The sequence below is a fragment of the Streptomyces sp. GbtcB6 genome, assembly GCF_019091475.1.
Lineage (GTDB): Bacteria > Actinomycetota > Actinomycetes > Streptomycetales > Streptomycetaceae > Streptomyces > Streptomyces hyaluromycini.
The window spans coordinates 103,987-129,592 of the sequence record NZ_JAGXJL010000001.1; the positions used below are offsets into that span (position 1 = coordinate 103,987).

A 25,606-nucleotide genomic window follows, 5' to 3' on the forward strand; every position below is an offset into this window, starting at 1 on the left:
CTTTGCGTGCAGGGTAAGCGTTTGCCCCGGGCCGCCCGTGAGGTGTCTCATCCCTTCACCGCCCCCGCGCTGAAGCCGGTGATCAGCCACTTCTGGATGAAGGCGAAGACGATCACGACGGGTACGGCGGCGATGATCCCGCCCGCGGCCAGCGCGCCCAGGTCCACGCTGTCGGAGCTCATCAGGGTGTTGAGGCCGACGGGGATGGTCTGCTTGCTCTGGTCCGACAGGAACATCAGGGCGAACAGGAAGTGGTTCCAGGCGTGTACGAAGGCGAAGGAGCCGACCGCGATCAGCCCGGGCCGCAGCAGCGGCAGGACGACGATCCGGAAGGCGGTGAGCCGGTTGCAGCCGTCGACCCAGGCGGCCTCTTCCAGGGAGTACGGCACGTTCCGGATGAAGCCGCTGATCAGGATCATCGACAGCGGGAGCTGGAAGACGGTCTCGGCGATGATCACACTGCCGAGGGAGTTGATCATCTGGAGCCTGGCGAAGATCTGGAAGAGCGGGACGAGGAGCAGCGCGCCCGGCACGAACTGGGAGCAGAGCAGGGCGAGCATGAAGCCGCGCTTGAGCCTGAAGTCGAAGCGGGCCAGGGCGTAGCCGCCGGCCAGCGCGACGACGGTGGTCAGCACCAGGGTCGAGACTCCGACGTAGACGCTGTTGGTGAAGTAGGTGCCGAAGCTGCGCTCGGTCCACACCTTCCGGAAGTGGTCGAAGGTGACCGGCCAGGGGACGAGGGAGGTGGAGCCGGCCGGGCGGAGGGCGAAGAGCAGGATCCAGTAGAAGGGGATCAGGGTGAAGAGGAGGTAGATCCCGAGGGGGAGGTAGATCTGCCAGCGGGGGGCCTCGTCCCAGGCGCGGCGCTTCTTCCCCGGCCGGGCGGGCTCGGACACGACGGGCTCGGCCGCGGGGGCGATCTCGGTGATCACTTGGCCCCGCCCCCGAACTTGCTCAGCCGCAGGTAGACGATCGAGCAGAAGAGCAGGATCACGAAGGCCACCGTGGTCAGCGCGGACGCGTAGCCGAAGTTGTGGGCGTCGACGCTGGTGTTGGCGATGTAGAGGGGAAGGGTCGTCGTCTCCCCCGCCGGGCCGCCTCCGGTCAGGGTGTAGAGCAGGTCGACGTTGTTGAACTCCCACACCGCGCGCAGCAGCGTGGCGAGGACGATGGCGTCCTTGAGGTGCGGCAGGGTGATGTGCCAGAACTGCTTGAGCCGGCCGGCTCCGTCGACCTCGGCGGCCTCGTACAGGTCCTTGGACACGGACTGGAGGTCGGCGAGGATGAGGATCGCGAAGAAGGGGACGCCCCGCCACAGGTCGGCGACGACGGCCGCCGGGAAGACCGTCGACGTGTCGGAGAGCCAACTGGTGCCGTAGGACCCGATGCCCGCGTCGGCGAGGTAACGCGTTAGGCCCGTCTGGGAGTTGTAGAGCAGCACCCAGATCGCGGAGGTCAGCACACCGGAGACGGCCCAGGGCGAGAAGACCAGCGCCCGCCCCAGCGCCCGCCCCGCGAACGACTGGTTGACGATCAGCGCGAGCGCGAGCCCGAACAGCAGCTGCAGCCCGACCTCCGCCACGACCCACTTGGCGCTGAAGGTCAGTGTGTCCCAGAACTGCGGGTCGTGCGCGAAGGCCTGTGTGAAGTTGCCGAAGCCCGCGAAGCCGTTCCGCCAGGGCTTGGTGGGGTTGTAGTTCTGCAGGCTGTAGTAGAAGACGCTGAGCACCGGGTAGGCGATGAAGCCCAGCATCAGCAGGGCCGCCGGGGCGATCAGCAGGTACGGCAGCCTGCGCGGCGTCGCGGAGGCACGGCGCCGCCGGGGTGGCGCGGGCGGTGTCGCCACGGCTGCGGCTTGGGCCATGACCTGTTCTCCGTTCGCAGTGGGGCACTTACAGTGAGTGCAGGAAGCGCTTGCTAGATGCACATGGTTGAAGCGCTTCGACGATCGTCGAAGAGAGTCAGCCCGCGTACGGGTCGGGCACTTCTCCCGGCCGGGCCAGGAACTCGAAGTCGCAGCCGGTGTCGGCCTGGGTGATCTGCCGGTCGTAGAGCGCGCCGTATCCGCGCTCGTACCGCGCGGGCGGCGGCGTCCACTCGGCCCGGCGCCGCGCCAGCTCCTCGTCGTCCACGTTGAGCCGGAGGGCGCGGGCCGCGACGTCGAGGGTGATGGAGTCCCCGGTGCGGACGAGTGCGAGGGGTCCGCCGATGTACGACTCGGGCGCGATGTGCAGCACGCAGGCGCCGTAACTGGTGCCGCTCATCCGGGCGTCGGAGATCCGCACCATGTCCCGCACACCCTGCTTGAGGAGGTGGTCGGGGATGGGCAGCATGCCGTACTCGGGCATGCCGGGACCGCCCTTGGGCCCGGCGTTGCGCAGTACGAGCACGCTGTCGGCGGTGATGCCCAGCGACGGATCGTCGATGGTGCGCTGCATGGTCCGGTAGTCGTCGAAGACGACGGCGGGACCGGTGTGCTTGAGCAGGTGCGGCTCGGCGGCGATGTGCTTGATGACCGCGCCGTCCGGGCAGAGGTTGCCGCGCAGCACGGCGACTCCGCCTTCGGCGGCCACCGGGTTGGACCGCGGCCGGATGACGTCGTCGTCGTGCACCCGGGCGCCGGCGAGCTGCTCGCGGTAGGTGTCGTACGACACCGTGGGCCGGTCCAGGTGGAGCAGGTCGGGGATGCGGGAGAGGAAGCCGGGGAGGCCGCCCGCGAAGTGGAAGTCCTCCATGAGGTACCTCCGGCCGCCGGGCCGGACGTTGGCGAGGACGGGCACGGTGCGGGCGATGCGGTCGAAGTCGTCGAGGGTGAGCCGTACCCCCGCGCGTCCGGCCATGGCGATGAGGTGGATGACGGCGTTGGTGGAACCGCCGAGCCCGAGGACGGTGGTGACGGCGTCCTCGAAGGCCTCGGGGGTGAGGAGCCGGGAGAGCCGCAGGTCCCGGTGGACGAGTTCGACGATGCGCGTCCCGGACCTGGCGGCCATGCGGTCGTGCCCGGAGTCGACGGCCGGGATGCTGGACGCGCCCGGGACGGTCACGCCGAGCGCCTCGGCGGCGGCGGTGAGGGTGGAGGCGGTCCCCATGGTCATGCAGTGACCGGGCGAGCGGGCGAGCCCGCTCTCCAGCTCCGACATCTCGCAGTCGCCGATGAGACCGGCGCGCCTGTCGTCCCAGTACTTCCACATGTCGGTGCCGGAGCCGAGGACCTCGCCCCGCCAGTGGCCGGGGAGCATGGGCCCCGCGGGCACGAAGACGGTGGGCAGATCGACGGAGGCCGCGCCCATGAGGAGAGCCGGGGTGGACTTGTCGCAGCCGCCCATCAGCACGGCCCCGTCGACCGGGTACGACCGCAGCAGTTCCTCGGTCTCCATGGAGAGGAGGTTGCGGTAGAGCATGGGGGTCGGCTTCTGGAAGGTCTCCGAGAGGGTGGCGACCGGGAACTCCAGCGGGAATCCGCCCGCCTGCCAGACGCCCCGCTTGACCGCCTGCGCCCGGTCGCGGAGGTGCACATGACAGGGGTTGATGTCGGACCAGGTGTTGAGGACCGCGATGACCGGCTTGCCGAGGTGCTCCTCGGGGAGGTAGCCGAGCTGGCGGGTGCGGGCGCGGTGACTGAAGGAGCGGAGCCCGTCGGTGCCGTACCACTGGTGGCTTCTGAGCTCCTCGGGCCGCTTGCGCGGGGCGTTCTCGCCGGCGTTCACAGCGACCACCCGGCGGCTATGGCGGCGACCTCGGCGCGCCGTTCCTCGGGCAGCCGCCTGCTGGGCGGGCGGACGTCGCGGCGGCAGAGGCCGAGGGAGGCGAGCGCCTCCTTGACGACGGTGACGTTGTCGGCGGAGCCGTTCGCGGCGCGGAGTTCCTCGAAGCGGCGGATCTGTTCCCAGACCTTCATGGCGGCCGGGTAGTCACCCGATCGAAGCGCTTCGATCATATTCAGCGAAATGGCCGGGGAGACGTTCACGAGGCCGGAGGTGAAGCCGGTGGCGCCGGCCGAGAAGTAGGAGGGTGCGTACGGTTCGGCGAGCCCCGCGACCCAGACGAAGCGGTCGAGCCCCGCGTCACGGGCGAAGGCGGCGAACCTGGCGGCGTCCGGGACGGCGTACTTGACGCCGATCACGTTGGGGCAGGCGTCGGCGAGTTCGGCGAGGCGGGCGCCGGGGAGCTGGGCGTTGCGGACGTACGGGACGACGCCGAGGTCGGGGACGGACGCGGCGATGGCCCGGTGGTAGTCGACCCAGCCGGCCTGCGAGACGTACGGGTGGACGGGCTGATGGACCATCACCATGTGTGCGCCGTGGTCGCGGGCGTGCCGGGCCGAGGCGACGGCGGTGGGGATGTCGTGCCCGACGCCGACGAGGATCGAGGCCCGCGCCCCTGCCTCGTCGAGGGTCGACTCGGTGACGAGCCGCCGCTCCTCGGGGGCGAGGGCGTAGAACTCGCCGGTGTTGCCGTTGGGGGTCAGGGTGCGGACGCCGCCGTCGAGGAGCCGCCGCAGCAGGGCCCGGTGGGCGTCCTGGTCGACGCTGCCGTCCGCGGCGAAGGGGGTCACCGGGATGGCCACCACGTCGGCCAGGGCCGCCCGTTGGGTCTCGAACGCCACGCTGCTCATTCCTGGCCTTCCTGGTCGGCCGCCCCGGGGAACGCCCGGTCGACGAAGGACGCGATGTGGGCGTGCAGGGTGCGGGCGGCACCGTCGGCGTCGCCCGCGAGCGCCAGCCGCAGGATCTCGCGGTGCTCACCGGCCTCCTGTTCCCAGGAAGGGGAGGCGGCCCAGGCGACGGCGGAGACGAGGGCGGCCTGGTCGCGCACCTCGTCGAGCATCCGGCCGAGGAGCGGGTTGCCGCACGGGAGGTAGAGGGCGCGGTGGAAGTCGCGGTTGGCGAGGGAGCGTTCGGCGGTGTCGCCGGCGTCGTCGGCGCGGGTGAGCGCGTCGCGCGCGGCGTCGAGGGAGGCGCCGCGCCGCACGGCCCGCCGGAGGGCCTCGGGTTCGAGGAGCAGCCGTACGTCGTAGACCTCGCGTGCCATGTCCGCGTCCACCATGCGCACCGTGACGCCCTTGTACTGGCTCATCACGACCAGCCCGGTCCCGGCGAGGGTCTTGAGCGCCTCCCGCACGGGGGTCTTGGACACCCCGAACTGTGCGGCGAGCTCGGTCTCCACCAGGGCCTGCCCCGGCGTCAGCTGCCCGGTCAGGATGCGGTGTTTGATCGCGTCCAGCACGAACTGCGTACGGGACGGAATCGGCATGGGCACAGAGGTCATGCGCGCCTCTCGGGGTCACGTATCAGGTGCGGGACCTGATCTGACGTATCTGATCTCGCGTATCGCGTCTCATATATGACGTATGAAGTGCGACGCGGATGAAGGTAGGAGGACGGCTGTGTTTCGTCAATGCTTCTGACAAAGGTGGCCGGTCGGCCCCCTGGGGTGGCTGCCTACGTCGCCGCTGTGCCGTTGCGCAGCACGTTGACGACGAGGTCTCCGTCGGACGAGGTCTCCACGACGATCCTGTGCCGCCCGTCCTCCGCGGTCATGCGCTGGTGTGCCACCCGCCCCGTGCACCCGATGGTCATGATGGTGCCGAAGCGGTCGAGGGGCGGCGAGTGGTCCAGGACGAGACGCAGGAGCATGGTCCGGGACTGCCACACAGACGCGACGATCCGAAGAAGCTGCAGGTCCGTGATCCCGTCCTGCCCGCGCTCCCGCAGCTCCACGAAGTCCAGCGCCGCCTGCGCCTCCTGCCAGGCGTCCGGGTCGTCGTCCAGCATGCGCTTGATCGTGGCGGAGTCGGTCGTGGCGACGAAGCAGGGGTCCTGGAGGAGATCCCCGACTGCGCCGACGTCCGCGGCATGGGCCGGCAGATGGGCACGCAGGTAGCGGTCGACGGGGCGGTCGTGCTGCTCCAGGTACCGCTCCGTGAGTTCCTTCCGCAGCGCTTCGGCGATGTCCTCACGGGCGCCTGCCGGTGCCGTGGCGCGGAGTTCCTCGGCGAATGTCTCGTGGTACAGCCGGTAGACGGTTCGCCCGGCGGAGTCGAGCGCTTCCACCAGGAAGGGGCCGGCCACTTCGAGCAGCCGTCGGACATCCCTGCTGTGCAGCGGTTCGCCGTTGTTGAAGACCTTCGCCATCACCCGTGGCCACAGCCGTCCGCCCCACGGAAGTCCCGCTCCGTGGGCGAAGGCCAGGCCGCTGAGAAGAGCCGCCATGGTCCTGAACTCGCGGTCGTCGGAGCACCGCGCTCGCAGCGCCTCGCGGAACACCCGCCCGATCGGCGGCGGATCGGCGCTCGGCGTGCGGTCTTCGGTCTCCGGGCTGAGCGGGTCCGGGAAGGGTTGGTGCGCCGCCGCCGGCCACTGCGCCAGCAGACGGATCAGGAGACGGTTGCCGCGGGAGCGGGCCACGATCGCCCTCGCCCGCCGGGAAGCCTCGTCGGCGGAGCGGATCGCTTCGCCACCGGGACCGTACGGATGGAGCAGCAGCCGGGTGGCGTAGGCGTGCAGGTCGGCTTCGCTGTTCCACCGGGGGTCGTCCAGGTCGAGGTGCTCGCCGGGGCCCAGATCGGTGAGGAGTGCGGTGGGCACTGCCGTGATCACGCGCATCATGGGCAGTTCGGCCAGGTCCCGCAAGAGCTCGGCGATGTGCCCGGGAGGTGGGGAGCCCGCCGCTTCGGGTGTCTCGCCCACGGCGTCGACCAGCAGAACGAACGGGCGAAGGCGCCCGCGCAGCAGTGCTTTCAGTGCGCTGTAGTGCGTTTCAGGAGCGACACCCTCGGCGGTGGCGATCTCTCTGACGATGTCGTCCCCTGATTTGTCACGTGCGTCGACGAGAGCGACCGTCAGCGGGGGTGGTGCGCCCGGCTCTCCGGTCTCCGTCTCCATCAGCCGCCGGAATTCCGTCAGCAGCGCCGACTTTCCCGTTCCCGGTGCTCCGGTCACCGCGAGCGGGCGACTTGTGTCCTCGGTGTCGAAAACCCAGGTCCTGAGGTGATCGAGGGCCTCGGTGCGACCGGTGAAACAGCCCGCCGCCGCTGCCTTCTTCTCGTTCGGAGGCAGAACACCGCGGGACCAGTTCCGCAGTTCCGCGACGCTGACGGATTCCGGCGGAGCGTCCGGATCGTAGCGCGGGTTGGGGAGAAACGGCGGATCGTCGCGATCGGTCAGCAGCGTGGCGAGTGTGGCGTCCTGTTGGTCGTGGCCCTGTTCCTTGAGTTTCTCACTGACAACTTCGACGACCGTCTCCAGCAGCAGCTTCCTGGAGCGTATTCCACCGCACTCGCCACTCTCGATCGCGCTTTCCAGTGCGGTGCGGAACGCGGAGTCGGCGGCCCTCTGGTATTTGCGCGCGGCGGAGATGATCGAGAAGGAGACCAGCCTGCCGTTGAACGCCTCGTTCTGCCTGCCCATGTCGAGGGCGACCTGGTGGGCGACTTCGCGTATGGCATCGGTCGCGCCACGGGCCGCGTAGCAGGTGTCGACGATGAGCAGCAGCCGCCGCGCATTGCGCTCGGTGAAGATCCGCACCAGGTCCTCGGTGGGCAGAGCCGTCGAGGTGGGCCTCGTCCGCCGGCTGTCCGGACACATCAGGTAGTGGCGGTCACCCATGTGCTCTCCGTGACCGGCGTAGTAGACCACGACCGTGTCGGCCTCCGAGAACGGTTCGTCGCCGGGGGACACCAGGTGCGTGCGCACCTCTTCCGCGGTTCTGTCGAGGAACGGTTCCGGCGGGCGGGGTTCGTAGCCGAACTCGCGCGTGAACAACTCGGTCATCCGGATGAGGTCCTCTTCCACGCCCATGAGCGGAGCGAGCTTCTGGTCCGCGTGGTAGTCCGCCGCGCCCAGTGCGTAGAAGAGCCGACGCACAGCTTGTGTCATCGCCTCGGCCTCTCTTTTCAGGAGTCGGCAGCGATACGGTCCAGAACCGCCTGAATGATCCTCTGCTGCTGCTCCGGCGTCGCCCTTGTGAGTTTCATTTCAACGCCGCCCACGGAAATCTCCACCGCACGATCCGTACGCGTCATCCAGTTGAAAAGGGAATGCAGCAGGTCACGCAGCCAGCCGATTTCCTCCAGCCGCACGAACAGCGCTCCCACCACCGCCAGGGCCCCTCGCGAAACGGGAGCACCGGGCTCCGCCTCCTCGAACAGGAGGTCGACATCACCCTTGCCGGAGTGAGCGAGTTCCGATTTCAGATCATCGGCGAACTCACTCAGGTCACCGGATTCCTCGCCGGGTTGCTGCTCGATGAAGAGCTTCACGTCCACGGGAACCATCCCCCAAAGCGGGTCAGGTGCGGCAGAAGACGACGGGATCAGACAGATCGTACCGTGAACTCCGTACACCCGAGAGCAAGTTGGCGGAATCGGCACATTGCCGGTCGCGGTGAACGGTATTGCACGAATGCCGCCGTGTCGCGAGCACCTCAGAAACCTCTTGCCTCTCCCTCCCGCGCCACACTGGTGGGCCGTCCCGACACCACTCCCGCCCGGGCCGCCGCCATCTCCCGGGTCAGTGCCGGCCCCACATGGGTGATGAGCAGCTCCCGTGCCCCCGCCTCCCGAGCGATCCGTCCCGCGTCCTCCGGGGTCAGATGAACCCGTTCGCCTTCGCGATGCCTGTCGAGGTCGGCCTCGCACAGGAAGACATCCGCCCGGGCGGCCAGCTCGGCCAGCGCGGCGCACGGTCCGCTGTCGCCGGAGTACGCGAGCACGCTCCCCTGGCACTCGGCGCGCAACCCGTAGGCCTCGGTGCCATGAGCCACCGCCCGGGTGGCGAGCCGCAGGTTCCAGTGCTGGACGGCATGGCCGTCGTACAGCGGCCGGAAGTCGAACACCCCGCCCAGGAAGCCCAGATCCGGCCGGCCGAAGAAGCCCGCCAGCCGCTGCGCGCACTCCTGCGGCGCGTAGACCGGGATCGGTGCGGCCGGTGTCAGTCCGCCGAAGGCGTAGGCGTACGCGGCGGCCAGCAGATCCGCACTGTGATCCGCGTGCAGGTGCGAGATCCAGATCGCCGTGAGCCGCGCCGGATTTGTGTGCCGCTGCAGTTCCGCGAACGTCCCCGTCCCCGCGTCCACCCACACCTCGGCGCCCCCGCCGCGCACCAGGTAACCGGAGCACGGGCGGCCGGGCCGGGGGCAGGGAGAGGCGGTGCCGAGGACGGTGAGGCTCAATGGCATGGCGAGGAGAGTACGGATCCCGGTCCCCGCCCGCTCACGGATTGAGCCCTTTTACGGCTTGCCCCTATGGGTCGGCCTCTCCCCGCCGGCCTCCTTTCGGCCTGCCCCTCACGGCTTCCATCCCGGATCCCGGCCGCTCAGGCCCACCGCCCGGTCCAGCAGCCGCGCGCCCTCCGGCACCGGCACGAGGGGGCCGAACGGGCCGCGGTCGCCGGCCGCCGCCATCCGCAGGAAGCCGTACGCCGCCTCCAGCGCCGCCGGGTCCGGGGCGTACTCCTGGCCGGTGGCCCGGGCCAGGTCCCAGCCGTGGACGACCAGTTCGTCGGCGGCCACGGCACCCGCCATCCCGCCGGGCAGGTCGATCCCGCCGGCACGGGTCATGCCGTCCCACGCGGACGGGTCCCGCCAGGCCTCCGCCAGTGCGTCGAGGGCCTTGGGCAGTTCCTGCCGCCACTCCGGTCCGAGCGCCGGCAGCGACGCGTCGGGGCGGTGGTCGGTGGTGGTCCCCAGGTTCTTGCGGGCCGCGTCCCGGAAGGCCACGGACAGGCCCGCCACATGGCCCAGCAGGTGGCGGACCGCGTAGTCCGGACACGGCGTCGACTCCGCGAGCTGCCCGTCCGCCACCCGCTCCGCGAGTTCCGCCACGATCCTCGCCTGCGGGCCGAGATCGATCATGGTCGTACCAGTCATCGTGCTGCCTCCCGGTGCACCGGCTCGGTCGCCTCTTCCTTCAGGAGGTGGACCTCACCGCCTTCCGGAACTCATCGGTCCGCCGCACCGAGACTCCGTGGCCAGTGCCGTGAACGCGAACTCCCGGCCGCCCAGGCCGCCGCCGCTCAGGCACGCGGCGCCCGCGCCGGCCACCATGACCGCGTTGAGGCGGCGCCGGTGCGGTTCGCGGACGAGGGACATGAGCAGGACCAGCCTGGTCCGCGCGAGTCCTTGGACCGCCAGGTCCTCCACACCGATCGCTTGGATGTCGCGGATCAGCTGAGTGGAGAGCCGGTGGTGGAACTCGCGACGCGCATCGGTCACCTCTGCGTGGGCGCGGGCGACCTTGAGGCGGGCCTTCTCCCGTCTTCGCGCCCTTGCGCTCGCACTTGAAGGAGGCGAAGAAGTTCTTGCAGGCGGCCTCGACGTCGCGCAGGGACTGCTTCCCGCCGGGCTGTCCGCACCGCGTTCTAAGGCACCTGCCCGATCCCCTCGCCCCCGCCTTAGACCGACGATGACCAGGCATGACGACCAGCTCCTGGGCCGTGGCCCGCCTGCTGCGCGACCGCAACGCGGCGCTCTACCTCACCGGCGTCGTGGTGTCCGGCTTCGGCACCTCCGCGCTCTGGCTCGTGTCCGGTGTCTGGGTCAAGGACCTCACCGGCTCCGACGGCCTCGCCGCCCTCTGCACCGCCGCCCTCTGGGCCCCCACCCTCCTCGGCCCCGTCCTCGGCACCCTCGCCGACCGCGTGCCCCGCAAACCCCTGGTGATCCGCACGAACCTCGCCCTCGCCCTCCTCCTGCCGTCCCTGTGGACGGTCTCCTCCCCCGCCGACGTCCGGCTGCTCTTCGCCGTCCTCCTCCTCTACGGCGCGGCGGGCGTCGTCGAGGACGCGGCCGACTCCGCCCTCGTCGTCGCCGCCGTCGACCCCGCCCTCCTCGGCGACTTCAACGGGCTGCGGATGACCGCCCGCGAAGGCGTGAAGCTGATCGCCCCGCTGACCGGCGCCGCGCTGTACACGGCGTACGGCGGGCCGAGCGTTGCGCTCCTGGACGCCTGCACCTTCGTGCTGGCGGCAGGGCTGTGCGCGCTGCTCCGGGTGCGGGAGGAACGGCCCGAACGGGCGCGCGGCAACTGGCGGCGGCAGACCGCCGAGGGGGCCCGGCTGCTGTGGGCGCACCCGGCCCTGCGGCCGCTGGTCGGGGCCGGCGGCGCCACGATGTGCCTCGCCTCGCTCGGCAGCAGCCTGAACTACGCCGTGGTGGACGCCCTCGGCCACTCCCCCGCCTACACGGGGGTGATGTACGCCGTCCAGGGCGTCGGCTCGGTCGGTGTCGGGCTGGTCTCCGGGCCCGCGCTGCGGCGGCTCGGCGAGCGGCGGTTCGCGGCGTACGGGATCGCGCTGACGGGGGTGGCGGTGGCCGGGCGGGTGGTGCCATGTGACATAGCACTGCTCGCGTGCAGCCTCGCGGGCGGTATCGGCCTGCCCTGCGTCCTGATCGCCGCCTACACCGCCGTACAGCGCGAGATCCCGGCCGCCGCGCTGGGGCGGGCGACCGCGACGGCCGACACGCTGATGTTCACACCGAACGTGGCCGGACTGGCCGTCGGGGCCGCCCTCGTCGAACTCGTCGACCACCGGCTGCTGTTGCTGCTCTTCGGCGGCGGGCTGCTGGCGACCGCCGGGTCACTGGCTCACCGCAACGCCTCCCGCACCGCCGACAGGTCCCCGTCGGACGCCAACCCGGCGTGATACAGCCGCAGTTCGGTCGCACCCAGCTCGCGGGCCCGTGCCGCGTCGGCCGCGAGGGTCGCGGGGCTGCCGCCCATCCCGGAGACCACCGTGAAGTTGGCGGCCAGGACGGTGTCGTCCCGGGCGTGCTCGGCGAAGGGCGTCAGCAGGGCCGTACCGCCCGTGCAGGGGACCACGACACCGTCCGCGACGGACAGGATCCAGGCCGGGTCCACTCCCGCGTTGGCTCCGCAGTGGTACGTCACCGGGTCGGCATGCAGCACCACCTGGAAGCCTTCGGGGGCCGCCGCTCGCACCGCGGCCACGGCCGTCTCCTGGAGGGTGCGGGCCTGCCCGTCGCGCCACGCGCGCGTGGCCGCCGCCACCGGTTCGCCGAGCAGCTTCTCCACCGTCGGCCAGCCGGCGTCGTCACCGGCGCCCCGCCAGAGCGGCTCCAGGGCCTCCCGTACGGAGGCGGCCAGTTCGTCGGCGGCCAGGCCCTGTTCGCCGTACCCGGTCCGGCACGTGGGGCAGAAGCAGAGCGCCATCAGGTACTGGCCGGCGTCCCCCAGGCCGACCCCGGCGGTCTTGTCGTGGGCGTGCAGGTGCTGGAGGCCGTACCAGCCGAGGGACTCCAGTTCGGTGCCGGCCGCGCCGGGGCGTACGGCGGCCTCGGCGGCGAGGTCGGCCAGGTACGCGCGCGTGGCGGGCTGGGCGATGCAGGGGGCCCAGGGGTAGCGGTCGCCGTAGGCGTTGACGACGGAGGTGTCCGGATGCTCGGCGCCCAGGCGGGAGTTGTGGGCGAGGATCACCCAGGTGTGGACGTCGAGGCCGGCACCGCGCAGGGCTTCGGCCGCCTCGCCGCAGGCGTCGCCGGGGGCCCAGTCGCCGGCCGGGTAGGGGCGGAGTTCCCGGCCGGTCCAGCGGTCGTCCGTCGGGTAGTAGACGGCGGCGTGTTCGGCGGTGACGATGCGGTGGCGGGGGTGGCGGGGGGTCAGCGCGCGGGTGGAGTGGTAGGCGGAGGCCAGGGTCGCCTGGTGCACGCCGAGCGCGGCGATGCGGTCCGGGGCCTCGGGGTCTCCGGTCACGTCCCAGGGGTAGACGAACGCCGACGCCTTCAGCCGGCCTTCTCCGGGCGTGCGCGATCGTCCTCCTCCGGCCCCGCTCACGCGTCCTCCTCCAGCAGCGCGTAGCCGCGCTCGATCAGCTGGGCGAGCTGCTTGACATGGTCCTCGGTCGGCTCGTGCAGCGGGGGGCGGACCTCGCCGACGTCCAGGCCGCGCAGTCGTACGCCCGCCTTGACGAGCGAGACGGCGTATCCCCGGCCCTGGGCGCGGAGTTCGACGAACGGGCGGTAGAAGCCGTCCAGCAGGCGCTCGGCCGTCGCCCGGTCCCCGTCGCGCAGGGCGGCGTGGAAGGCGAGGGCGATCTCGGGGACGAAGCAGAAGACGGCGGAGGAGTAGAGGTCGATGCCGATGGCCTGGTAGGCGAGCTGGGTCTGTTCGGCGGTGGGCAGGCCGTTGAAGTAGAGGAAGTCGCCCGGGACCTCGGTACGGACGGCGCTGACGATGCGCTGCATGAGGTCCAGGTCGCCGAGGCCGTCCTTGAAGCCGATGATGCCCTCGGTGCGGGCGAGTTCGACGACCGTGGGCGGGGTGAACACGGCGTTGTCCCGCTGGTAGACGATCACGGGGAGGCCGGTGGCCGCCGCCACCTCCCGGTAGTGCCGCAGCAGGCCCTCCTGGCCGGCGACCACCAGGTAGGGCGGCATGGCGAGGAGGCCGTCGGCGCCCGCGGCCTCGGCGAGACGCGCGTAGCGTACGGCGAGCGCGGTGCCGTAGCCGGCGCCGGCCACCACCGGTACCCGCCCGTCGGCCGCCGCCACGGCCGCGCCCACGCAGGCCTCGAACTCCTCCGGCAGCAGCGCGTGGAACTCCCCCGTGCCGCAGCAGGCGAAGACGGCGGCGGCGCCGGCCTCGACGCCCCGGCCGACGTGCTCGCGGTAGGTGTCGAGGTCGAGGGAGCCGTCGGGGCCGTAGGCGGTGACGGGGAAGAAGAGCGGCCCGCGCGGATCACGAAGCCGGGCGGCGAGAGGGGCTGGCGTCACTGGCGCTCCCTGTCGAGGCGGTCGACGCCGTTCGCTGTGGAACAGCTCGGACAGATCGGCATGTCGATGCATGTTTCTGATCGGCGTCTATATTCATGAACGTGACCACGTTACGAGGCCGTGTCCGGGCCGGTCAAGGCGACAAACGACCAACACTCGAGCGGATTCCCGCACTCCACGGCACACTTGACTCGGTACGTCACACCTCCCTAGCGTGTCCATGAATGTGAATGCCATACACGGACGCGACCGGCGCTGATCCAAGGAGACCGTGGATGCCCACTCCCCGCACGCTACTGCTCACCGGTGCCGCCGGCGGACTCGGCACCCTGATGCGGTCCCTGCTCCCGGAGTACGGCTACGAGCTGCGCCTGTTCGACGTGCGCCCGATCGAGGGCGAACCGGACGCGATCACCGCCGATCTCGGCGACACGGCGGCGCTGCGCGAGGCGGTGCGGGGCGTGGACGCGGTGCTCCACCTCGCGGGGATCTCCCTGGAGGCGCCCTTCGAGAAGATCCTCCGCTCGAACATCGAGGGCACCTACAACCTGTACGAGGCCGCCCGCCAGGAGGGCGTCCCGCGCATCGTCTTCGCCTCCTCCAACCACGCCGTCGGCTTCACCCCGGCCCCGGGCGCGGGCGACCCCCGCATCGCGATCGACACCCGGCACCGCCCGGACACCTTCTACGGCCTGTCCAAGTCGTTCGGCGAGGACCTCGCCCAGCTGTACTGGGACAAGCACGGCCTGGAGACCGTCTCCGTCCGCATCGGCTCCTGCTTCGCGGAGCCGGCCGACGTACGGATGCTCTCGGTGTGGATGAGCCCCGCCGACGGCGCCCGTCTCTTCCACGCGGCCCTGACCGCCGAGGAGGTCGGCCACACCGTCGTCTACGGCTCCTCCGCCAACACCAGGCTGTGGTGGGACCTGAGCACGGCGCGGACGCTCGGCTACGAGCCGCAGGACGACTCCGAGCAGTTCGCCGCGAAGCTGATCGCCGAGCACGGCGAGCTGAACCCGGAGAACCCGGCCCACACCCACCTGGGCGGCCGTTTCGTGAACGACCCGCCGATCTGGCCGTACTAGAGGACGCAGCGACGCCGAGAACACATCGGAGCAGTACCGAAAACGATCGTTCGAGACAGCGGACGGGCACCGAACGGGCCCGTCCGCTTCCAATTCGGGCACAGATCATGCCCGATCTCACGTCACCCACAGCAGCGCCCCAGGTCCGAGACGGGCACGCCTGAGCGCAACCGGGCGTATACGGGCAGCATCGGGTTCGCAACAGGCCTGGTCAGGGCCGTGCGCCGGAGGTACAACTTCCCCCATGGCCCGAACGGGCAGCTCCACAGGGAAGTGGGTGACGGCATGACCACAAGGACGGCGGAAGAGCGCCAGCGCGAGATCGTGCGGGCCGCCCGGACCACCGGTTCCGTGGACGTCACCGCGCTCGCCGCCGAGCTGGGCGTGGCCAAGGAGACCATCCGGCGCGATCTGCGCGCCCTGGAGGACCACGGGCTGGTGCGGCGCACCCACGGCGGCGCCTACCCGGTGGAGAGCGCCGGTTTCGAGACCACACTCGCGTTCCGGTCGACCAGTCATGTCCCGGAGAAGCGCCGGATCGCGTCCGCCGCCGCCGAGCTGATAGGCGACGCCGAGACCGTCTTCGTCGACGAGGGCTTCACCCCCCAGCTCATCGCCGAGGCGCTGCCCGGGGACCGGCCGCTGACCGTGGTCACCGCGTCCCTGCCGGTGGCGGGTGCGCTCGCGGAGGCCGAGAACGTCTCCGTGCTGCTGCTCGGCGGACGGGTCCGCTCCGGCACCCTCGCCACCGTCGACCACTGGACGACGAAGATGCTCGCCGGCTTCGTCATCGACCTCGCCTACATCGGCGCCAACGGCATCTCCCGCGAGCACGGCCTGACCACCCCCGACCCGGCGGTCAGCGAGGTGAAGGCGCAGGCGATCCGGGCCGCGCGCCGCACCGTGTTCGCGGGCGTGCACACCAAGTTCGGGGCGGTCAGCTTCTGCCGGTTCGCGGAGATCGGCGAGCTGGAGGCCATAGTCACCAGCACCCTGCTGCCCGCCTCCGAGGCCCACCGCTACTCGCTCCAGGGCCCCCAGGTCATCCGCGTCTGACCCCCCGAGCCGCCAGAACCACCGAGCCGCCCGACACACCGAACCGTCCGACAAACCGAACACAGTCCCCGAACGGCACACCCGCGCCCGCCCGGGCCCGTTATATCCCCATAAGTTCTCCAGGAGCACCCCATGCGAACCCAGAGCCGACGAACGCCCCGCACCCTGTTCGCGGTGGCCGCCGCAGGAACGCTGACCACCTCGCTGCTCGCCGGCTGCTCGGGCGCCGGCGCGGGCGGCGGTTCCTCCGCCCACTCCATCAACGTCCTGATGGTGAACAACCCGCAGATGGTGGAGCTGCAGAAGCTCACCGCGGCCAACTTCACCAAGGACACCGGGATCAAGGTGAACTTCACCGTGCTGCCCGAGAACGACGTCCGGGACAAGATCAGCCAGGACTTCGCCAACCAGGCCGGCCAGTACGACGTCGCCACGCTCTCGAACTACGAGATCCCGATCTACGCCAAGAACGGCTGGCTGGAGCCGATGGACTCGTACGTCAAGAAGGACACCGCCTTCGACCAGCAGGACATCCTCAAGCCGATGCAGCAGGCCCTCACCGCGGCGGACGGCAAGCTCTACGGTGAGCCGTTCTACGGCGAGTCGTCCTTCCTGATGTACCGCAAGGACGTCTTCCAGAAGAAGGGGCTGACCATGCCGGCCCACCCCACCTGGCAGCAGGTCGCCGACCTGGCCGCCAAGGTGGACGGCGCGGAGCCCGGCATGAAGGGCATCTGCCTGCGCGGCCTGCCCGGCTGGGGCGAGATGCTGGCCCCGCTGACCACGGTCGTCAACACCATGGGCGGCACCTGGTTCGACAAGGACTGGAAGGCGCAGCTGGACGCCCCCGAGTTCAAGAAGGCCACCCAGTTCTACGTCGACCTGGTCCGCAAGCACGGCGAGGCCGGCGCCGCCCAGTCCGGCTTCGCCGAGTGCCTGAACGACACGACCCAGGGCAAGACCGCGATGTGGTACGACGCCACCTCGGGCGCGGGTTCGCTGGAGGCCTCCGGCTCCCCGGTGAAGGGCAAGATGGGCTACGTCCCGGCGCCGGTCGACAAGACCGACAGCTCCGGCTGGCTCTACACCTGGGCGTGGGGCATCCAGAAGGCGTCGAAGAACCCGGACGACGCCTGGAAGTTCATCTCGTGGGCGTCCAGCAAGGGCTACGAGAACCTCGTGGGCGAGAAGGCGGGCTGGGCCAACGTGCCGGCCGGCAAGCGCACGTCGACGTACGACATCCCGCAGTACCGCAAGGAGGCGGCCGCCTTCGCGGACGTCACCCGGGACGCCATCGCCAGTGCCAAGCCCAACGACCCGGGTGTGCAGCCGCGGCCCGCGCCCGGCATCCAGTTCGTCGACATCCCCGAGTTCACCGACCTGGGCACCAAGGTCTCCCAGGAGATCAGCTCCGCCGTCGCCGGCCAGCAGTCCGTGGACGACGCGTTGAAGAAGGCACAGAAGCTCGCCGAGGCCGTCGGCAAGAAGTACGAGGGATCATGACCGCCACCGCCTCCCCCCGGGTCGCCGCCGCCTCCGCGCGGCCGGCGCCCCGGCCGCCCTCCGACCGTCTGCGGGCCTGGGCCACCCGGGCCCCGCTGCTGCCGGCACTGGTCTTCCTGATCGTGGTGACCCAGCTGCCGTTCGTGGCGACCGTGGTGATCTCGTTCTTCGACTGGAACGCGCTCTATCCGAAGGACCGCCACTTCACCGGCATCGACAACTACCGCCAGGTCCTGACCGACCCGGACCTGCGCCACTCGGTGTGGACGACGGTCCTGCTGACGGTCACCGTGGTGCTGGTCAGCCTGGTCCTGGGACTGGTGGTGGCGCTGCTGCTCAACCGGAAGTTCCGGGGCCGGGGCGTGGTCCGCACGCTGATGATCGCCCCGTTCCTGATCGTCCCGGTCGCGGCGGCCCTGCTGTGGAAGCACGTCCTCTACAACCCCGAGTACGGCCTGCTCAACGGCCTGCTGCACTACGTCGGCGGCCCCCAGCCGGACTGGATCTCCGACAACCCGCTGATCGCGGTCGAGGCCGCCCTGGTGTGGCAGTGGACGCCGTTCATGATGCTGATCCTGCTGGCCGGGCTGCAGAGCCGCGACCAGCAGCAGCTGGAGGCGGCCCGGGTGGACGGCGCGAGCGACTGGCAGATCTTCCGCTACCTGACCCTCCCCCATCTGCGCCGGTACCTCGAACTCGGCGGACTGCTGGGCTCGATCTACATCGTGCAGAACTTCGACGCGGTCTTCACGATCACCTCCGGCGGCCTGGGCACCGCCAACCTCCCCTACACCGTCTACCAGAGCTTCTACCAGGCGCACGAGAACGGCCTCGCCTCGGCCGCGGGCGTCGTGGTGGTCATCGGCTCGATCATCATCGCGACCTTCGCCCTGCGTGTGGTGTCGTCGCTGTTCCGCGAGGAGGTGTCCCGCGCATGAACACCGCCCTGAACGTCGTACGACGGAACGGACTCGGGCTGGTCGCCTGGCTGACCGGGATCGTGTTCTTCCTGCCCATCGCCTGGATGGCGCTGACGTCCTTCCACTCCGAGGCGGACGCGGCGACCAACCCGCCGTCCTTCACCGCCGGCCTCACCCTGGACAGCTACCGCGAGTTCTTCGGCGTCGGCGGCGGGGCGAGCCCGTGGCCCGCGCTGATCAACTCGGCGATGGCGTCGGTGGTCTCCACGCTCCTCGTCCTCCTGCTGGCCTTCCCGGCGGCCTACGCGCTGTCGATCCGCCGGGTGCGGAAGTGGACGGACGTGCTGTTCTTCTTCCTCTCCACGAAGATGCTGCCGGCCGTGGCGGGCCTGCTGCCGATCTACCTGTTCGCGAAGAACGCCGGGATGCTCGACAACATCTGGCTCCTGGTCATCCTCTACACCTCCATGAACCTGCCGATCGCGGTGTGGATGATGCAGTCCTTCCTCGCCGAGGTCCCGGTCGAGGTGATCGAGGCCGCGCGGGTGGACGGCGCCCGGCTGCCGACGATCCTCGCGCGCGTGGTCGCCCCCATCTCCCTCCCGGGCGTCGCCGCCACCGCGCTGATCTGTTTCATCTTCAGCTGGAACGAACTGCTCTTCGCACGTGTACTGACGGGTGTCGTCGCCGGGACCGCTCCCGTCTTCCTGACCGGCTTCATCACCAGCCAGGGCCTGTTCCTGGCGAAGGTGTGCGCCGCGTCGCTCGTCGTCTCCCTGCCGGTGCTCGCCGCGGGGTTCACTGCCCAGGACAAACTGGTCCAGGGCCTGTCCTTGGGAGCCGTGAAATGAAGGCCGCCGTCATCGAGTCCGTGGGCCGCGCCGTCGTCACCGAGGTCCCCGACCCGACACCGGGCCCCCGCGAGGTCGTCGTGGAGGTGGCCGCCTGCGGCCTGTGCGGCACGGACCTGCACATCCTCCAGGGCGAGTTCGCCCCCAAGCTGCCGATCGTGCCGGGCCACGAGTTCGCCGGCGAGGTGGTCGGCGTCGGCTCCCAGGTGACCGAGGTGGCGATCGGCGACCAGGTCGCGGTCGACCCGTCCCTGTACTGCCACGAGTGCCGGCAGTGCCGCAACGGCCACAACAACCTCTGCGAGCGGTGGGCCGCGATCGGCGTGACCGTGCCGGGCGGGGCCGCGCAGTACGCGGTGGCCCCGGTCGCCAACTGCGTGAAGCTCCCCGAGCACGTCCGCACCCAGGACGCGGCCCTGGTCGAACCCCTGTCGTGCGCGATCCGGGGCTACGACGTCCTCCAGTCCCGGCTGGGCGCGCATGTCCTCATCTACGGCTCCGGGACCATGGGGCTGATGATGCTGGAGCTGGCCAAGCGGACCGGCGCGGCGAGCGTGGACGTGGTGGACCTGAACCCCGTCCGGCTGGAGACCGCCCGGCAGCTCGGCGTCTCCGGGTCCGCGGCCAACCCCGACGAGCTGGACCGCCCGCAGGGCTGGGACCTGGTGATCGACGCGACCGGCAACGCGGCGGCGATCCAGGACGGCCTGGAGCGGGTCGCCAAGGCGGGCACGTTCCTCCAGTTCGGCGTCGCCGACTACGCGACCCGGGTGACGATCGACCCGTACCGCATCTACAACCAGGAGCTCACCATCACCGGCTCCATGGCCGTGCTGCACAGCTACGAGCGGGCGGCGGAGCTGTTCGCGAACGGCGTCCTGGACCCGGACGTCTTCATCAGCGACCGCCTCCCGCTGGACAGCTATCCGCAGGCGTTGGAGCAGTTCGCGGCCGGGGTGGGACGGAAGATCGTCGTGATCCCCTGAGCCGTTCGGGGGCCGGCTCCCGGGTAAGGGAACAGTAAAGCGGGGTTGTTCGTTCACGGGGCATGACAGCTATGACCCCTGGCTCGAACATCCCTCTTCCCGTCTCGCGGGTGGCGGTGGACGTCGCCGCTCCCGTGCGGCTCGACGTGTCGGGCCTGCTGCTCACCGGCGACGGCAAGGTGCGCTCGGACGACGACTTCATCTTCTACAACCAGCCGAACGGGCCGGGTGTGACGTACCGCTCGGGCGGCGGTACGTCCCCGGACGCCATCACCGTCGACACGGCCGCCGTGCCGCCCGGGATCGAGAAGATCGTGGTCACCGCGAGCCCCGACGCCGCCGGTCAGACCTTCCAGGGCATCGAGCCGACGGCGACGATCCGCAACGCGGACGACGGCTCGGTGCTGGCCACCTTCACGCCTCCGCAGCTGGGCACGGAGACGGCCCTGGTGGTCGTGGAGATCTATCTGCGGGGCGGCGCGTGGAAGGCCCGCGCGGTCGGCCAGGGGTACGCCGACGGGCTGGCCGGTATCGCCACGGACTTCGGTGTTTCGGTGGAGGAACCGGCGCCCGCCCCGACGGCCCCGGTCACCCAGCCGGCACCCCCCGCGGCTCCCCCGGCCCCGCCCGCGCCGCCCGCCCCCGGCACCGGGAAGATCAACCTCGACAAGGGCAGGGTCAGCCTCCAGAAGAACCAGACCGTGTCCCTGGTCAAGGGCGGCCGCCCGCTGCTCTCCCAGGTCAAGATGGGCCTGGGCTGGGAGCCGGCGTTCCGTGGCAAGGACATCGACCTGGACGCCTCGGTCATCGCGTACGGCCCGCAGCGCGACCACGTCGACAGCTGCTACTTCGGCAAGCTGTCCATCCTCAACGGAGCGATCAAGCACTCCGGCGACAACCTCACCGGCGAGGGCGGCGGCGACGACGAGGTGATCGTGGTCGACCTCGGCCGGATCCCCCCGGAGGTCACCGGCCTGGTCTTCACGGTCAACTCGTTCTCCGGCCAGAAGTTCACCGAGGTCGCCAAGGCCTACTGCCGCCTGCTGGACGCCGCGACCGGCGAGGAGCTGGTCCGCTTCGACCTGACGAGCGCCGAGGCGCAGACGGGCGTGATGATGGCGAAGCTGGTCCGCCAGTTCTCCGGCGAGTGGGACATGACCGCGATGGGCTCGTTCGTGAAGGCCCGGACGGTGCGGAACATGGTGAAGCCGGGGGCGGAGGCGCTCTGACGCGAGCTCGGTGACGGGTGTGCGGCCGTGGGCGCTACGGCCGCAACCCCTCCGTGAGCAGTGACAGATAGCGCCGGATCTCCTTGCCCTGGCCGTTGGCCAGTTCCGACGCGGTGGCCAGTCCGTGCGCCAGGCGCAGGACTTCGATCGGCTCGATGTCGGGGCGCAGGGTGCCCTCCGCCTTCGCCGCGTCCACCAGGCGGGTCGCCGCGCCGCGGACCGTCACACCGCAGGCCGCGACCGTGGCCGAACTGCCGTCCGTGACCGCGGAACCCAGCAGGGCCTTCAGGCCGCGCACCTGGATGGTGGCGACGCACAGTTCGTTCAGCCACTCGGTCAGCGCCGCACCCGGCGGAAGGACCGCGGCGAACTCGTCGGCCTTCGCCGCCAGCCCCTCCAGCCGGTCCACGAACGCGGCCTCCAGCAGCGCCTGCCGGGTCGGGAAGTGCCGGTAGAGCGTGCCGGAGCCGACGCCCGCCCGTTTGGCGATGTCGTCGAGGGACGCGTTCTCCCCCTGCTCGGCGAAGGCCTCGACGGCGACCTTCAGCAACCGCTCGTAGTTGCGGCGAGCGTCCGCGCGCATGGGCCTGACCTGCGTCATCCAGTTACTCCTTGCGAACCGGGGACTCTCTCCGTATCTTATCGAACACTAAACGGAGACAGTCCCCGCTTACCGTCGTGCGCTCCACGGGCAGCCCGTCTGCCCGTACTTCACCATGCCCGCGCCGGGGACGCACAGACCGGGAGAACCTCATGTCCGCCCCGTCCAGCCCGTCCGCCCCGTCCACCGCCGCCGACACCCCGCCGGACTCCCCGCATCCCGCGAGGCTCGGCTCCGCCCTCCTCGTCATCGTCACCGCCTACATGATGGTCGGCGTCGACTCCACCGTCGTCAACGTCGCGCTCCCCGACATCCAGCGGGGCCTGGGGTTCAGCCGTACCGGCCTGTCCTGGGTGCTCAACGCCTACACCCTCGCCTTCGGCGGTCTGCTGCTGCTCGGCGGGCGGGTCGGCGACGTCGTGGGCCGCCGTCGAACGCTCGGCGCCGGAGCGCTGCTGTTCGCGCTGTCCTCGCTGCTCGGCGGAGTCGCCGCGGAGGGCGGCTGGCTGCTCGCGGCACGCGCGCTGCAGGGCGTCGGCGCCGCGCTGATCGCCCCCAGCACCCTGGCCCTGATCACCACCAACTTCCCCCAGGGCCCGCGCCGGCACCGCGCCCTGAGCGTCTACTCCTCCATGGCCGGCATCGGCGGCTCCGCCGGCCTGGTCCTGGGCGGCATGCTCACGTCCTGGGCGTCCTGGCGCTGGGCCCTGCTCATCAACGTGCCCATCGGCATCGCCCTGTTCGTGGCCCTGCCACGGTTCGTCGCCGAGACCCCGCGGCACGCGGGCCGCTTCGACCTCGCGGGCGCGCTGACCGGGACGGCCGGGATGACCTCGCTGGTGTACGCGTTCATCCGGGTCTCGGAGGAGGGCTGGACCGACTCCCAGTCCCTGCTCGGCTTCGGCTGCGCCGTCGCACTGCTCTTCGGCTTCGCCCTGATCGAGTCCCGGGCCGGCCAGCCGATCATGCCGCTGGGGCTGTTCGGCGACCGGGACCGGGCGGGCGGCTATCTCACCATCATGCTGCTGCCCGCGGGCATGTTCGGCGCCTTCTACTTCCTCACCCTGATCTGCCAGCAGGTCCTGGAGTACAGCCCGTTGCGCGCCGGGTTCGCGTTCCTGCCCATGACCCTGGCGATGTTCACCATGGTGCGGCTGCTGCCGCGGCTGCTGGCCCGCCTCGGGGCCAAGCCGCTGCTGCTGACCGGCATCACCCTGCTGGTCGTCGCCGGCGGGTGGCTGTGGCGGCTGCGGCCCGGCGACGGCTACGTCACCGGGCTGCTCGGTCCGCTGCTGCTGCTCGGCGTGGGCGTCGGTCTGAGCTTCATGCCGCTCAACGCGACCATCCTCGCCCGTATCGAGCCCCGGGAGGCGGGCGCCGCGTCCGGACTGCTGCAGACGCTGCAGTGGCTCGGCGGCACCCTCGGACTCGCCGTCCTGGTCACCGTGTACGGCACGGTGACCAGGCATGCGAGCGGCAGCCCGGCCGAGATCCTCACCCACGGCGCGTCCCGCGCGTTCGGCATCGGGTCGCTGGTCGCGGTGGCCGCACTGCTGGTGGCGGGGTTCGTGATCACAGGTCCGCGGAGGCATGGGGCCTAGGCGATCGTCGTCGGCTGCGGGTGTGTGGGGGCTGGTCACGCAGTTCCTCCCCCAGCCTTCGGCCGGGGGTACCCCCAGCGCCCCTGACGGGGCGCTTTCGGAACCGGGGCGATATCGATCCGAGCGGGTCCGGTGAAGTCAGCCGGTTCGGCAGCGCCCCCGAAGGGGCGCGGGGAACTGCGCGACCAGCCACAAAACACCCGCAGTCGACCACCGGCGCACACCGGCAGGACGATCGACAATCCGTCAGAACAAAGCGCTGTACGCGTTCAGTGCCGGCTGGCCGCCCAGGTGGGCGTAGAGGACCGTGGCGTCGGTGGCGATCTCGCCCCGCTCGACCAGGTCGACCATTCCGGCCATCGACTTGCCCTCGTACACGGGGTCGGTGACCATGCCCTCGGTGCGGGCGGCGAGGCGCATGGCCTCCAGGGTGGTCTCGTCCGGGACGCCGTAGATGCCGGCGTGGTAGCGATCGTCGAGTTCGACGTCGTCGACCGTCAGCTCCCGCTTGAGGCCTATCAACTGGCCGGTGCGATGGGCGATCCGGGCGACCTGTTCGCGGGTCTCGGCGGGCTTGGCCGAGGCGTCGATGCCGATGACCCGGCGCTCACGGCCGCCCGCCTCCTCCAGCGCGGCGAACCCGGCGACCATGCCGGCCTGGGTCGAGCCGGTCACCGAGCAGACGATGACCGTGTCGAAGAAGACGCCCAACTGCTGCTCCTGCTCGGCAACTTCATAGGCCCAGCCGGCGAAGCCGAGCCCGCCGAGCGGGTGGTCGGAGGCGCCGGCCGGGATGGCGTACGGCTTGCCGCCCGACTCCTCGACCTCGCGCAGCGCCAGTTCCCAGCTCTCCTTGAAGCCGATCCCGAACCCGGCCCGTACGAGGCGTACGTCGGCTCCCGCCAGCCTGCTGATGAGAATGTTGCCGACCTTGTCGTACACCGAGTCCGGCCACTCCACCCAGCTCTCCTGCACCAGCACGCACTTGAGTCCGGCGCGGGCGGCCACGGCGGCGACCTGGCGGGTGTGGTTGGACTGCACCCCGCCGATGGAGACGAGGGTGTCGCAGCCCTTGGCGAGCGCGTCGGCGACCAGGTACTCCAGCTTGCGCGTCTTGTTGCCGCCGTACGCGATCCCGGAGTTGCAGTCCTCCCGCTTGGCCCACAGCGCGGCGCCGCCGAGGTGGGCGGTGAGGCGCTCCAGCGGGTGCACGGGCGAGGGGCCGAAGAGGAGGGGGTAACGGTCGTAGGAGGAAAGGGACATGGGGCGCCTCCTGATGGCGTGGTCAGTCGGTGGTGTCGGCGTCGGCCAGGTCGGAGAGGGTGCGCCAGATGTCGGCGGTGACCCGGACCGCCGCCTCCGGGTCGCCGGCCGCGCACGCCTCGATGAGCCGTTCGTGCAGGCCGGCCGAGCGGCAGGAGCCGCCCTCGCCGAAGCGGCGGCGCTCCAGGCGGCGGATGAGGGGGGTGTAGCGGGCGACGGTGGCGGCGGCCGCGCGGTTGCCTGCCACCCGGACCAGTACGTCGTGCAGTTCGTCGTCGGCGCGCAGGGCCTCGTCCACGTCACCCGCCTGCACGGCGGCCGCGAAGCGGACGTTGGACACGCGCATCTCGTCCAGGTCCGAGTCCCGCAGCCGGGGTACGGCGACCCGGGTGACCAGCTCGTGCATGGCGCCGACCACGGCCGCCGCGTCCCGCACCTCGGCCGCCACGACCGGGGTGACCCGGGTGTAGCTCTGCGGCTTGCTCTCCAGGAGGCCCTCGTCGACGAGGCGCGCGAACGCCTCCCGCACGGGCGCCCGGGACAGCCCGAGCCGATCCGCGAGCTCGGCATCGCGCACCACCGCGCCGGGTTCGATCTCCCCGGCGACGATGGCGTCCCGGATCGCGGCGTAGGCGCGGTCGCGGAGCAGGGTGCGGGGGACGGGGCGCAGGGCCTTCATGAACTGAAATGTTAGATATCAGTGGCGTCGCGGACAAGGGCACGGGGCACACGAAAGTGGCCCGCACCCCCCGTGAAGGTGCGGGCCACGCTCATCGGCCGGCG

Annotated in this window: 23 protein-coding genes and 2 pseudogenes; 9 read left to right on the forward strand and 16 right to left on the reverse strand. The window is 70.9% G+C overall.

All coding sequences use genetic code 11. From position 1 onward, the window contains the following. Positions 1-47: 47 nt before the first annotated feature. The 11 genes and pseudogenes from KVT45_RS00500 to KVT45_RS57590 form a co-directional block, all read right to left on the reverse strand. Positions 48-932 (reverse strand): carbohydrate ABC transporter permease, encoded by an 885-nt coding sequence (locus tag KVT45_RS00500; protein WP_217544167.1) that lies wholly within the window; start codon positions 930-932, stop codon positions 48-50. Beyond that, the gene (locus tag KVT45_RS00505) at positions 929-1,864 is read right to left on the reverse strand and encodes a carbohydrate ABC transporter permease (RefSeq protein WP_217544169.1); all 936 of its coding nucleotides are present in this window, start codon (positions 1,862-1,864) and stop codon (positions 929-931) included. The genes KVT45_RS00500 and KVT45_RS00505 overlap by 4 nt, the downstream gene beginning before the upstream one ends. A gap of 97 nt (positions 1,865-1,961) precedes the next feature. Further along, positions 1,962-3,707 carry an L-arabinonate dehydratase gene (gene araD, locus KVT45_RS00510; protein ID WP_217544847.1) on the reverse strand — a complete coding sequence of 582 codons (1,746 nt, stop codon included), beginning with the start codon at positions 3,705-3,707 and terminating at the stop codon, positions 1,962-1,964. Then, complete coding sequence (locus tag KVT45_RS00515) at positions 3,704-4,615, reverse strand: dihydrodipicolinate synthase family protein (protein ID WP_217544171.1); 912 nt, start codon at positions 4,613-4,615, stop codon at positions 3,704-3,706. The genes araD and KVT45_RS00515 overlap by 4 nt, the downstream gene beginning before the upstream one ends. Next, on the reverse strand, positions 4,612-5,268 hold the full coding sequence (locus tag KVT45_RS00520) for a GntR family transcriptional regulator (protein ID WP_089100867.1): 657 nt from the start codon (positions 5,266-5,268) through the stop codon (positions 4,612-4,614). Before KVT45_RS00520 ends, KVT45_RS00515 begins: the two co-directional genes overlap by 4 nt. A gap of 173 nt (positions 5,269-5,441) precedes the next feature. Then, positions 5,442-7,877 (reverse strand): caspase family protein, encoded by a 2,436-nt coding sequence (locus KVT45_RS00525; RefSeq protein ID WP_217544173.1) that lies wholly within the window; start codon positions 7,875-7,877, stop codon positions 5,442-5,444. A gap of 17 nt (positions 7,878-7,894) precedes the next feature. Further along, positions 7,895-8,266 (reverse strand): hypothetical protein, encoded by a 372-nt coding sequence (locus tag KVT45_RS00530; RefSeq protein WP_217544175.1) that lies wholly within the window; start codon positions 8,264-8,266, stop codon positions 7,895-7,897. Positions 8,267-8,424: 158 nt separating this feature from the next. Next, on the reverse strand, positions 8,425-9,177 hold the full coding sequence (locus KVT45_RS00535) for an MBL fold metallo-hydrolase (RefSeq protein ID WP_217544177.1): 753 nt from the start codon (positions 9,175-9,177) through the stop codon (positions 8,425-8,427). 108 nt (positions 9,178-9,285) lie between these two features. Continuing rightward, the gene (locus KVT45_RS00540) at positions 9,286-9,867 is read right to left on the reverse strand and encodes a TIGR03086 family metal-binding protein (protein ID WP_217544179.1); all 582 of its coding nucleotides are present in this window, start codon (positions 9,865-9,867) and stop codon (positions 9,286-9,288) included. A gap of 96 nt (positions 9,868-9,963) precedes the next feature. Next, positions 9,964-10,089 (reverse strand): annotated as a pseudogene (locus tag KVT45_RS56030) (DUF6010 family protein); the annotation flags it as partial. A gap of 12 nt (positions 10,090-10,101) precedes the next feature. After that, a pseudogene (locus KVT45_RS57590) lies at positions 10,102-10,410 on the reverse strand (transposase); the annotation flags it as partial. 2 nt (positions 10,411-10,412) lie between these two features. Between KVT45_RS57590 and KVT45_RS00550 the strand changes: the two are divergent. After that, positions 10,413-11,642, forward strand: coding sequence for an MFS transporter (locus KVT45_RS00550; protein ID WP_217544181.1), 1,230 nt, complete (start codon positions 10,413-10,415; stop codon positions 11,640-11,642). On the opposite strand, the gene KVT45_RS00555 is transcribed toward KVT45_RS00550, so the two are convergent. After that, on the reverse strand, positions 11,585-12,742 hold the full coding sequence (locus KVT45_RS00555; protein ID WP_217544848.1) for a hypothetical protein: 1,158 nt from the start codon (positions 12,740-12,742) through the stop codon (positions 11,585-11,587). The genes KVT45_RS00550 and KVT45_RS00555 overlap by 58 nt on opposite strands. A gap of 44 nt (positions 12,743-12,786) precedes the next feature. Continuing rightward, positions 12,787-13,728 carry a 5-dehydro-4-deoxyglucarate dehydratase gene (locus KVT45_RS00560; RefSeq protein WP_217544183.1) on the reverse strand — a complete coding sequence of 314 codons (942 nt, stop codon included), beginning with the start codon at positions 13,726-13,728 and terminating at the stop codon, positions 12,787-12,789. 275 nt (positions 13,729-14,003) lie between these two features. On the opposite strand from KVT45_RS00560, the gene KVT45_RS00565 reads away from it, so the two are divergent. The 7 genes from KVT45_RS00565 to KVT45_RS00595 all read left to right on the forward strand — a co-directional run bounded on the left by KVT45_RS00565 (position 14,004) and on the right by KVT45_RS00595 (position 21,358). Further along, positions 14,004-14,813 carry an NAD(P)-dependent oxidoreductase gene (locus tag KVT45_RS00565; protein ID WP_217544185.1) on the forward strand — a complete coding sequence of 270 codons (810 nt, stop codon included), beginning with the start codon at positions 14,004-14,006 and terminating at the stop codon, positions 14,811-14,813. Between the two features lie 285 nt (positions 14,814-15,098). Beyond that, positions 15,099-15,869 carry a DeoR/GlpR family DNA-binding transcription regulator gene (locus tag KVT45_RS00570; protein WP_217544187.1) on the forward strand — a complete coding sequence of 257 codons (771 nt, stop codon included), beginning with the start codon at positions 15,099-15,101 and terminating at the stop codon, positions 15,867-15,869. Positions 15,870-16,001: 132 nt separating this feature from the next. After that, the gene (locus tag KVT45_RS00575) at positions 16,002-17,372 is read left to right on the forward strand and encodes a sugar ABC transporter substrate-binding protein (RefSeq protein WP_217544189.1); all 1,371 of its coding nucleotides are present in this window, start codon (positions 16,002-16,004) and stop codon (positions 17,370-17,372) included. Next, positions 17,369-18,310, forward strand: a complete 942-nt coding sequence (locus KVT45_RS00580) for a carbohydrate ABC transporter permease (protein ID WP_217544191.1) — start codon at positions 17,369-17,371, stop codon at positions 18,308-18,310. Before KVT45_RS00575 ends, KVT45_RS00580 begins: the two co-directional genes overlap by 4 nt. After that, positions 18,307-19,143 (forward strand): carbohydrate ABC transporter permease, encoded by an 837-nt coding sequence (locus KVT45_RS00585; protein WP_217544193.1) that lies wholly within the window; start codon positions 18,307-18,309, stop codon positions 19,141-19,143. Before KVT45_RS00580 ends, KVT45_RS00585 begins: the two co-directional genes overlap by 4 nt. Then, positions 19,140-20,129, forward strand: coding sequence for a zinc-dependent alcohol dehydrogenase family protein (locus KVT45_RS00590; RefSeq protein ID WP_217544195.1), 990 nt, complete (start codon positions 19,140-19,142; stop codon positions 20,127-20,129). Before KVT45_RS00585 ends, KVT45_RS00590 begins: the two co-directional genes overlap by 4 nt. A gap of 71 nt (positions 20,130-20,200) precedes the next feature. Beyond that, positions 20,201-21,358 (forward strand): TerD family protein, encoded by a 1,158-nt coding sequence (locus KVT45_RS00595; RefSeq protein ID WP_217544197.1) that lies wholly within the window; start codon positions 20,201-20,203, stop codon positions 21,356-21,358. A 34-nt stretch (positions 21,359-21,392) separates the two neighbouring features. On the opposite strand, the gene KVT45_RS00600 is transcribed toward KVT45_RS00595, so the two are convergent. After that, on the reverse strand, positions 21,393-21,959 hold the full coding sequence (locus KVT45_RS00600) for a TetR/AcrR family transcriptional regulator (RefSeq protein WP_217544199.1): 567 nt from the start codon (positions 21,957-21,959) through the stop codon (positions 21,393-21,395). Positions 21,960-22,111: 152 nt separating this feature from the next. Here KVT45_RS00600 and KVT45_RS00605 point away from each other — a divergent pair, with 152 nt between their 5' ends. Further along, on the forward strand, positions 22,112-23,560 hold the full coding sequence (locus KVT45_RS00605) for an MFS transporter (protein WP_217544201.1): 1,449 nt from the start codon (positions 22,112-22,114) through the stop codon (positions 23,558-23,560). A 246-nt stretch (positions 23,561-23,806) separates the two neighbouring features. Here KVT45_RS00605 and KVT45_RS00610 read toward each other — a convergent pair whose 3' ends face one another. Together KVT45_RS00610 and KVT45_RS00615 are read right to left on the reverse strand one after the other, a co-directional pair. After that, a complete protein-coding gene (locus tag KVT45_RS00610; RefSeq protein ID WP_217544202.1) occupies positions 23,807-24,823 on the reverse strand; it encodes a 1-aminocyclopropane-1-carboxylate deaminase in 1,017 nt (338 codons plus the stop codon). A 22-nt stretch (positions 24,824-24,845) separates the two neighbouring features. Further along, positions 24,846-25,502 (reverse strand): GntR family transcriptional regulator, encoded by a 657-nt coding sequence (locus KVT45_RS00615; protein WP_217544203.1) that lies wholly within the window; start codon positions 25,500-25,502, stop codon positions 24,846-24,848. Positions 25,503-25,606 lie beyond the last annotated feature (104 nt).